Genomic DNA, 8,069 nt, shown 5'->3' with positions numbered 1-8,069 from the left:
GGCGGCGCGCGTCCACGCCTCGCTCGCCGCCTTCACCGCCGCGTAGTTCGCCCCACCGGCGAGGGGGCGCGCGACCGCCGTCGACGACACGACCGCGAACCGCCCGGCCGTCGAGGCGCGCAGGGCCGCATCGAACGTCCGGCTGGTGGCTCGCACCGCCTCGAGCGCCGGGAGCAGCGCGTCGAAGTCCTCGTCGCTCTGTCCCGCGAGACCTCCGCCGCCGCGCCAGCCGCCCACCAGGGGCACCACGGCATCGACGGGTCCGAGCTGCTCCGCGAGCGCGGTCATCTCCGCGAGGGAGGTCGCATCGGCCACCCGGGTCTCGGCTCCCGCGTCGGCGAGAGGGGTGAGGCGCTCGGCCGAGCGGCCGGTCGCGACCACCCGCGCGCCGGCGTCGTGCAGGGCCCGGGTGACGGCGAGTCCCGCGGCGCTGGTGGCCCCGGCCAGGAGCACGGTGCGTCCGCGCGGTCCGTGCGGCGTGGTGTCGGTCATGCGATCACTCTCCTCCTGCCGAGAAGGCCTCTGCGGCCGGACCCGGATTCGGGTCTCCGGCCGCAGAGGCTGTGCGCCCCAGCGTCACAACGGTGGCGGTGCGGATCAGTCGTCCGTGCCGCGGATGCCGACCGTCGATTCGATGACGGGCTTCATCTTCTTGTCGAGCGTCTCGAAGAACATCGACAGGGGGAACTCGTCGTCCATCACCGCGTCGGTGTAGCCCTTCGGGGCGCCGGCGAGGATCTCGTCCGAGAGTCCGCGTGCCCACTGCGAGGCGGGGTGCGGGGTGAGCGTGCCGCGCACGAGGTCGTAGGCGGCGAGCCAGTGCGCGACCTTCGGACGGTCGATCGAGTGCCAGTACAGGTCGTCGATCGCATCACCCAGCGCCACGACCGCGTCGGGCACGCTGTCCCAGTCGAACGCCAGGGCCGTGTCGGTCCAGTGCAGCACGCCGCGCTGGTGCAGCCACGCGAACAGCAGCTGGCCGCCCACCGCGTCGTAGTTGCGGACGCGGGTGCCGGTGATCGCGAAGCGGAAGATGCGGTCGAAGATCACGGCGTACTGCACCAGGTGCGCGTACTCGTGCATCTCGCGCTCGGTCTCGGTGAGCTCCTCGCCCGCCGCCACGCGGGCGTCGAGGGCGCGCTCGATCTTGACCGACTCGCGGAACGCGGTCATGTCGCAGCGCATCTCCTCCAGCGAGTACAGGAAGAACGGCATCCGCTGCTTGATCATGAACGGGTCGAACGGCAGGTCGCCGCGCATGTGCGTGCGGTCGTGGATGATGTCCCACATCACGAACGTCTTCTCGGCCATCTCCTGGTCGTCGAGCATCGCGGCGGCGCGCTCCGGCAGCTCCAGGTTCGTGATCCCGGCGGCGGCGCGCACGACCCGGCGGTAGCGGGCGGCCTCGCGGTCCTGGAAGATGGCGCCCCACGTGAACGTCGGGATCTCGCGCATGGCGACGGTCTCGGGGAACAGCACGGCGGAGTTGGTGTCGTAGCCCGGGGTGAAGTCGACGAGTCGCAGCGAGACGAACAGCTTGTTGCCGTAGTCGCCGGCCTCGAGCGCGGCGATGAACTCGGGCCAGATGGTCTCGACGATCAGCGCCTCGACCAGGCGATCGCTGGAGCCGTTCTGGGTGTACATCGGGAAGACCACGAGGTGGCGGATGCCGTCGATGCGGTGCTGCTGCGGCTGGAAGGCCACGAGCGAGTCGAGGAAGTCCGGCACGCCGAAGTCCTCCGACGCCCACCGCTCGAAGTCGGCGACGGACGCGGCGAGGTAGTCGGCATCGTGCGGGAAGGCGGGGGCGAGGGCCTGGATGCTCGCGGTGATCGCGCCGACGAGCGCGCGGGCGTCGTCGTGGTGCGCGGCCTCGGGGATCGAGCCGTCCTTGATCTGCAGCTCGCGCAGCGCGATGGCGGCCGACTTCAACTGGGTCCAGGCGGCGGACTGCTCCGCGGTCGACGCGTCCTCGACGACCTCGGGTTCGCCGACGATGGCCTGGACAGCGGAACTGTTGGCGGAAACGAGGGACATCGGAACCTCCGATCGCAGTGTTTAACGGAAAGATTCCGGCAAATACGGAATCCTGACGATAATCTTACAGCCATGGATGATTCTGTCGACCGCGCGATCCTGGCCGCGATCTCCCGTGACGGCCGCGCCACGCTGTCCCAGCTGTCCGAGGCCGTCGGCCTCTCGGTCTCCGCCGTGCAGTCCCGCCTGCGCCGCCTGGAGACGCGCGGGGTGATCTCCGGCTACCGAGCGATCCTCGACCCGGAGCAGGTGGGCACTCCGCTGTCGGCGTTCATCGAGATCACCCCGCTCGACCCCGCCCAGCCCGACAACGCGCCGGAGCTGCTCGAGCACCTGGGCGCGATCGAGGCCTGTCACTCCATCGCGGGAGAGGCGAGCTACATGCTGTTCGTCCGCGTTCCGACCCCCCGCGACCTGGAGCAGCTCGTGCGCGACGTCCGGCTCGCCGCCAACGTGAGCACCCGCACGACGGTGGTGCTGCAGACCTACTACGAGCACCGCCCGATCATCCCGGTCGGCGCCGGGGAGTAGTCCACCGCCGCAGCGCGCACCGTCGGCCGGCATCCGCGTCGCGTCGCCGTTGTCTGCGCGGTCGAACGACCGCGCGCTGACCCGCCCGCGTCAGAGCGCCGCGCCGACCACGGCCTCGCCGAGCGGGGTGCGCAGGTGCAGCATGCGGCTGCCGCGGCGCTCGCTCGCGATCAGCCCCGACTCCCGCAGCACGGTCAGGTGGTGCGACGCCGTCGACACCGCGATCCCGGCCTCCACGGCGACCTGCGACGTGGTGCGCTCGGCGCCCGCCCGCAGCAGGATGCCGGCGCGGGCCGGGCCGAGCAGGGCACCCAGGGCCGACTCGACCTCGGTGGTGTCGCGCGCCCACCCGGCCGTGACCCCGCGGGCCGGATAGAAGAGGGTCGGCTGCGCGGGCGGCTCGGTGAGCACCATGCAGCCCCACGACGACATCACGGAGGGCACGAGCACCAGTCCGCTGCCGCGGCAGTCGACCCGCTCGCTGTGCCGCCGCAGCGACACCCGCACGGCGCCGTCGCCCCACGACACCTGCCGATGCAGGTCGCTCGCCATCCCCGCGATGCCCGACGTGGCGATCGCGCGCGCCCGCACCGCGATGTCCGCGCGCAGGAGTCGTTCGAGCTGCGGCCAGACCGGGTCCAGCGCCACCTCCCACAGCTCCGACCAGGCGTCGGCGATCCGCGCCCTGGCCCGCGCCGGATCGTCCCGCATGTCCCGCAGCGCCTCGCGTCGAGGGCCGGCGGAGCGCTGCACCATCTTCCCGAGGTCCACGCGCATGGGCTCCAGCGCGGTCGTGCGGAGCGCCGCGAGCTCCGCCTCCGGGGTGAGGTCCCACCGCGGGGTCGTGGTGAGGAAGTCGGGAAGGTAGCCGTCGTCGCCGATCACCGCGGCGAGCAGCGCGAAGCCGTCGCGCGGCAGCCGTTCGCGCACGACGCGCAGCCACCCCCACTGGAGCGGATGCGCCGCCAAGCGGAGGAGAGCGCGGACGGCGTGGGCCAGCTCGTGGCCGGGGGAGACACCGAAGCGCACCGCCTCCATGTCACCGGGACTCAGGTGGAACTCGACCCGGTGGTCAGGATGCTCCCGCCCCTCGATGGGTGCCGTGTTTCGATCCACATCGAAACACTAGGGGCCCGCGGATGCGCTGTCGAGACTGGGCACATGACCACCACACCCGCTCCCTCGTCGCTCGTCCGCGACGCCGACCTCCGCATCGGCACCGGCCGCAGCCGCCGGTTCGTCGGGGCCGAGCACGGCGCCGACGTCTCCTATTTCTTCGTCGAGAATCAGCCGGGCGAGGGTCCAGGGCTGCACTGGCACCCGTACTCGGAGACCTGGGTGGTGCTGGAGGGGACCGTCCGCCTCCGCGTCGGCGACCGGATCCTCCTCGCCGGACCGGGCGACACCGCCACGGTCGCCGCCTTCACGCCGCACGGCTTCACGAACGCGGGGGACGGGCTGCTGCGCATCCTGTGCATCCACGCCTCCGCCACCATCGTCCAGACCTTCCTCGACAACGACTGATCAGGAGAACCCATGTCCTTCCAGGCCTACCTCGACAAGGTCGAGACCCAGACCGGGCTCACGCCCCGCCAGTTCATCGAGCTCGCCCGCGCCCAGGGCTTCGACGAGGGCACGAAGTCCACGGTCGTGCTCACGTGGCTCAAGCAGGAGTACGGCCTCGGCCACGGTCACGCGCAGGCCATGACCCACGTCATCCTCAAGGGGCCGAAGATCAGCGACAAGCACGTCGGCACGGGAGGCTCCCACAGCGATGCGTCCGACACCCTGTGGCTCGACGGCAAGGACAGCAACCCGCACCGCTGAGGGTCCCCGCGCCGCGCCGACTAGGATTTCGAGCGTGGCAGCATCCTCCCGGCGCAAGAAGAAGAGCGGCACCCGAACCCGACCGCACACCAGCGGAAACCCGGCCAAGCGGCCCGCGGTCGAGGCCGGTCCGGTCACCGTCTCCGACTGGATCGGTGCCGCGCGACTGCGCACCCTGCCGCTGGCGGTCGCGCCGGTCGTGATCGGCACGGGCGCCGCGCGCAGCACGGGGCCCGAGTTCCACTGGGTCATCGCCCTCGCCTGCCTCGCGGTCGCGGTGCTGCTGCAGATCGGCGTGAACTTCACGAACGACTACAGCGACGGGGTCCGCGGCACCGATGCCCACCGTGTCGGTCCGGCGCGGCTGACGGCCTCCGGGCGGGTGAAGCCGCGCACCGTGCTGATCATCGGGCTCGTGTTCTTCGCGCTCGCCGCGGCGGTCGGCCTCGCGATCGTGGTGCGCACGGAGCAGTGGTGGATGCTGGCCGTCGGCGCCGCGTGCATCGTCGCCGCGTGGTTCTACACGGGCGGCAAGCGACCCTACGGCTACTACGGCCTGGGCGAGGTGTTCGTCTTCGTGTTCTTCGGGCTCGTGGCGACGCTCGGCACCACGTGGGTGCAGATCTTCGCGCTCCCGCAGCAGGCGTGGCTCGGGGCGATCGCGGCCGGCCTGTTCGCGTGCGCGGTGCTGCTGGCGAACAACCTCCGCGACATCGAGCAGGACCGCGCCGTCGGCAAGCGCACGCTCACGGTGCTGATCGGGCGGCGTGCGACCCAGGTGCTGTTCACCCTGTTCGTCCTCGCGCCGTTCGGGATCGCGGTGTTCCTGGCGCTGCTGTTCCCGATCGCGTGGATCGCGCTGCTCGCGCTGCTGGCGGGGCTGCCCGCCGTGCTGATCGTCTGGACGTACCGTCAGCCGCGGGAGCTGGTGACGGCGCTGGCCCTGACCTCGCTCACGTCGCTGCTCTACGCGGGCGCGCTGTTCTGGGCGTTCGTCGGCTGATCCGGCGGTCCGTCGGCTGATCTCGGCGTTCGTCGGCTGATCCGGACGTTGGTCGGCTGATCTCGGTGTCCGTCGTGATCCGGGCGTCCGTCGCGATCTCCGCGTCCGTCGGCTGACCGCGGGAGCGCTCAGTCGCGGCGGGTCTCGTCGGGGGCGGCGTCGATCGCCTCGTCCTCCGCATCGGCATCGGCCTGCTGACCCGACACCCGGCCCTCGCGCCGCTCGTGCAGACGCGCCGAGGCGTCGGACAGCGGCGTGCGCAGGAACAGCATCGAGATGCTCGCCCCGATGAGGGCGGCGAAGATGGCGGCGAGCCACCAGAACTCGCGGAAGATCGGGAAGAAGAACCACAGGATCGCCAGCGGGACGAGGAATGCCAGCAGGCGCAGCACGGTGTAGACGAGGAGGGGGGCGGGCTTCTTCACTCCCTCAGTCTACGTTCGCCCGCCGATGTGCCAGCCGCCGCCGCTCACCCGGGGAGGTCGAGCGCGGAGAAGGGGATGCCGCGGACGACGCGTCGCCACGGGTGCTCGCCGAGCGTCCACAGCACCCCCGCCTCGGGGTCGAGGGCGAGGTCTTCGCACCCGGCGGGCAGCGGAACGGGGTGTCGCCGCCAGGAACCGTCGCGATCGGTCCACAGCGCTCCGGGGTGCAGCAGATCGGACTGCGACACGAAGCGCGTCTCACCCCAGCGCACGGCGCCCTGCAGGTGCCGGAGGCCGGGCGCGACCCGGTCGCGCTCCACGAAGCGGGGCTGCGCGGCGCTCGGGATGTCGAACTCGCCGACCACGCCGCGGTCGTTCCCGCGGTACTCGCCGATGAGCACACGGGGCAGGGGAGTGCCGTCGGCCGTGAACACCCGCCCGAGGAACGAGCAGCGGAGGTCGACCGGGTGCTGCGCCGTGCGCACGGCGACGAGCACGGTGCTGCGACCGCCGCGGCGGCGGCTCCCGGCCAGGCTGTGGGCGTCGGAGCCGCGCACCCGGCGGAGCCGCGCCAGGTCGAACTCCCAGATCCCCTGGCCCGTGGCCGCCGCGAACAAGCGGTCGTCGAACCACGCGAGGCCGCCGGCGTGGATCGGGGCGGGCTCCAGGCGGCCGTCCTCCCCGGGGACGGCGAGCACCACGTCGAGGTGACGCGACCGGTCGAGGTCGATCATCGTGACCCGGGAGGCGAGGTGGCGGCCCGCCCTGTCCTGGCGGAACCAGCTCACCGCGAGCGTGCGTCGTCCGCGCAGCCGGCCCACGTCGATGCCCTGGGGATACCAGCGCTCTGTCCACGTGCGCGCGGACAGCCAGCGCAGGTCGATCCCGGTGCTCCGGCGGCGCCGTCGCACCGGTCGCCAGATCGTTCCGAACGGCCAGAGCATGGGGTCCATGGTCGCGGATGCCGGGTGACCGCGCCAATCGACGCGGCTCCCCGCATCGATTCGGCATCTCGTGGAGAGGTATGTATCATGTTACGTGTTGAGTGTTGATCTTCATGGAGTCGCTCTCGACGCACACCCCTCGGCCCGCTGGTGGGGGCCAGTAAACCGCGGGGTGGGCCGGCACCGCACGGTGTCGGTTTCCCGGGTGCTCGCACCCGGCAGTGCAACGCACTGGGGGTGTGGTTCGTTCGGGTGCGGACCACACCTCAGCGTTGTGCCTGCCGCGCCTCGCGTCACCCTCCGTTCACCGTGATGTCGCCGACCGGACACGCGCGACTGCGACGATCTCCGCACACCGCCCACCCCGGGAGTTCCGTGCGCACGCCCCTCGTCACCGTCATCCTTCCCGCGAAGGACGCCGGACCCTACATCGGGACGACCCTCGAGACCCTCACCCGGCAGTTCGACGACCCGCACGATCTGCAGCTCGTGGCGATCGACGACGGCTCCCGCGACGACACGCGCGCGCTCATGCAGCACTACGCCGACCGGTTCCCGCGCGCCAGGGTGGTGCACAACCCGACGCCGCGCGGCCTGGCGAGCGCCCGCAACCAGGGTCTCGCGCTCGTCGAGGGCGAGGCGTTCTGCTTCCTCGACGGCGACGACTGGTTGCAGCCGCGGCGGCTGGCCGTGCTGGCCTCTCGCCTGCGCGCGCTGCGCTGCGACTTCGTCCGCACCGATCACGTGACCGTCACCGGCACCCGCCGCACGCTGGTGCGCGCGCCGTTCCCCTGGCGCGAGACCGTCGCCTCGCCGAGGAGCGCCATCCTGCCCGCCGACGAGCCGACCATGGTCGACTACCCGTACGCCTGGGCCGGGCTGTTCCACCGCCGCCTCCTCGACCGGGGCCTTGCCGGGTTCCCGCCCGGACTGTTCACCGCGGAGGACCGGCCGTGGATCTGGCGGCTGCACCTGGAGGCCTCGTCGTTCGCGGTCGTCGACGCCCCGGCACTGCTCTACCGCCGCGGCGTCGCGGGCTCGCTCACCCAGATCGCCGACCGGCGGCAGCTCGACTTCGCCGAGGCCCTGTCCCAGGTCGTCGCCCTGGCGCAGCGCGACCGCGACGCCGAGCGCTTCCTGCCCAAGGCCGTGTGGACCGCGCTCGCGCTCAGCTCTCACCACCTGGTGCGCTCGCGGCGCATGTCGCCGCCGGTACGCGCGGAGATGCGGTCGCGCATCCGCGAGCTGCTCCGCGGTCTCCCCGCGCCGGAGGTCGCCGCGGTGGTCGAGCGGCTCGACGCG

10 protein-coding genes are annotated in these 8,069 nt (G+C 72.1%); 5 read left to right on the top strand and 5 right to left on the bottom strand.

Features of this window, described 5'->3' with window-relative positions; genetic code table 11:
• Positions 1 to 492 (bottom strand): SDR family NAD(P)-dependent oxidoreductase (locus tag DW299_RS16310; RefSeq protein ID WP_136037199.1); only part of this gene is annotated, 492 nt, incomplete at its 3' end.
• A gap of 105 nt (positions 493 to 597) precedes the next feature.
• A complete protein-coding gene (locus tag DW299_RS16305) occupies positions 598 to 2,037 on the bottom strand; it encodes a DUF6421 family protein (RefSeq protein ID WP_136028651.1) in 1,440 nt (479 codons plus the stop codon).
• A gap of 72 nt (positions 2,038 to 2,109) precedes the next feature.
• Between DW299_RS16305 and DW299_RS16300 the strand changes: the two genes are divergently transcribed.
• Positions 2,110 to 2,568, top strand: coding sequence for an Lrp/AsnC family transcriptional regulator (locus DW299_RS16300; RefSeq protein WP_136037198.1), 459 nt, complete (start codon positions 2,110 to 2,112; stop codon positions 2,566 to 2,568).
• A gap of 90 nt (positions 2,569 to 2,658) precedes the next feature.
• On the opposite strand, the gene DW299_RS16295 is transcribed toward DW299_RS16300, so the two are convergent.
• Entirely contained in the window at positions 2,659 to 3,684 is a 1,026-nt protein-coding gene (locus DW299_RS16295; RefSeq protein WP_240745433.1) for an ArsR/SmtB family transcription factor, read from the bottom strand.
• A 45-nt stretch (positions 3,685 to 3,729) separates the two neighbouring features.
• Here DW299_RS16295 and DW299_RS16290 point away from each other — a divergent pair, with 45 nt between their 5' ends.
• Genes DW299_RS16290 through DW299_RS16280 form a run of 3 tightly spaced genes read left to right on the top strand, consistent with a single transcriptional unit; the run spans position 3,730 to position 5,398 of the window.
• On the top strand, positions 3,730 to 4,092 hold the full coding sequence (locus DW299_RS16290; RefSeq protein ID WP_136037197.1) for a cupin domain-containing protein: 363 nt from the start codon (positions 3,730 to 3,732) through the stop codon (positions 4,090 to 4,092).
• 12 nt (positions 4,093 to 4,104) lie between these two features.
• Entirely contained in the window at positions 4,105 to 4,395 is a 291-nt protein-coding gene (locus DW299_RS16285) for a DUF4287 domain-containing protein (protein ID WP_136028654.1), read from the top strand.
• A gap of 34 nt (positions 4,396 to 4,429) precedes the next feature.
• Positions 4,430 to 5,398, top strand: a complete 969-nt coding sequence (locus DW299_RS16280; protein WP_136037196.1) for a 1,4-dihydroxy-2-naphthoate polyprenyltransferase — start codon at positions 4,430 to 4,432, stop codon at positions 5,396 to 5,398.
• Between the two features lie 128 nt (positions 5,399 to 5,526).
• Here the strand turns inward: DW299_RS16280 and DW299_RS16275 are convergent, their stop codons facing one another.
• Both DW299_RS16275 and DW299_RS16270 read right to left on the bottom strand, forming a co-directional pair.
• Complete coding sequence (locus DW299_RS16275; RefSeq protein WP_136028656.1) at positions 5,527 to 5,823, bottom strand: DUF4229 domain-containing protein; 297 nt, start codon at positions 5,821 to 5,823, stop codon at positions 5,527 to 5,529.
• A gap of 44 nt (positions 5,824 to 5,867) precedes the next feature.
• Entirely contained in the window at positions 5,868 to 6,767 is a 900-nt protein-coding gene (locus tag DW299_RS16270; RefSeq protein WP_136037195.1) for a hypothetical protein, read from the bottom strand.
• A gap of 375 nt (positions 6,768 to 7,142) precedes the next feature.
• Between DW299_RS16270 and DW299_RS16265 the strand changes: the two genes are divergently transcribed.
• Positions 7,143 to 8,069, top strand: a 927-nt coding sequence (locus DW299_RS16265) for a glycosyltransferase family 2 protein (protein ID WP_205814431.1), incomplete at its 3' end; no start/stop codon positions are given.

This window comes from Microbacterium sp. K35, assembly GCF_004794375.1.
Lineage (GTDB): Bacteria > Actinomycetota > Actinomycetes > Actinomycetales > Microbacteriaceae > Microbacterium > Microbacterium sufflavum.
Note: the sequence above shows the minus strand (reverse complement) of the source record. Positions and strands in the feature narration are given on the sequence as shown.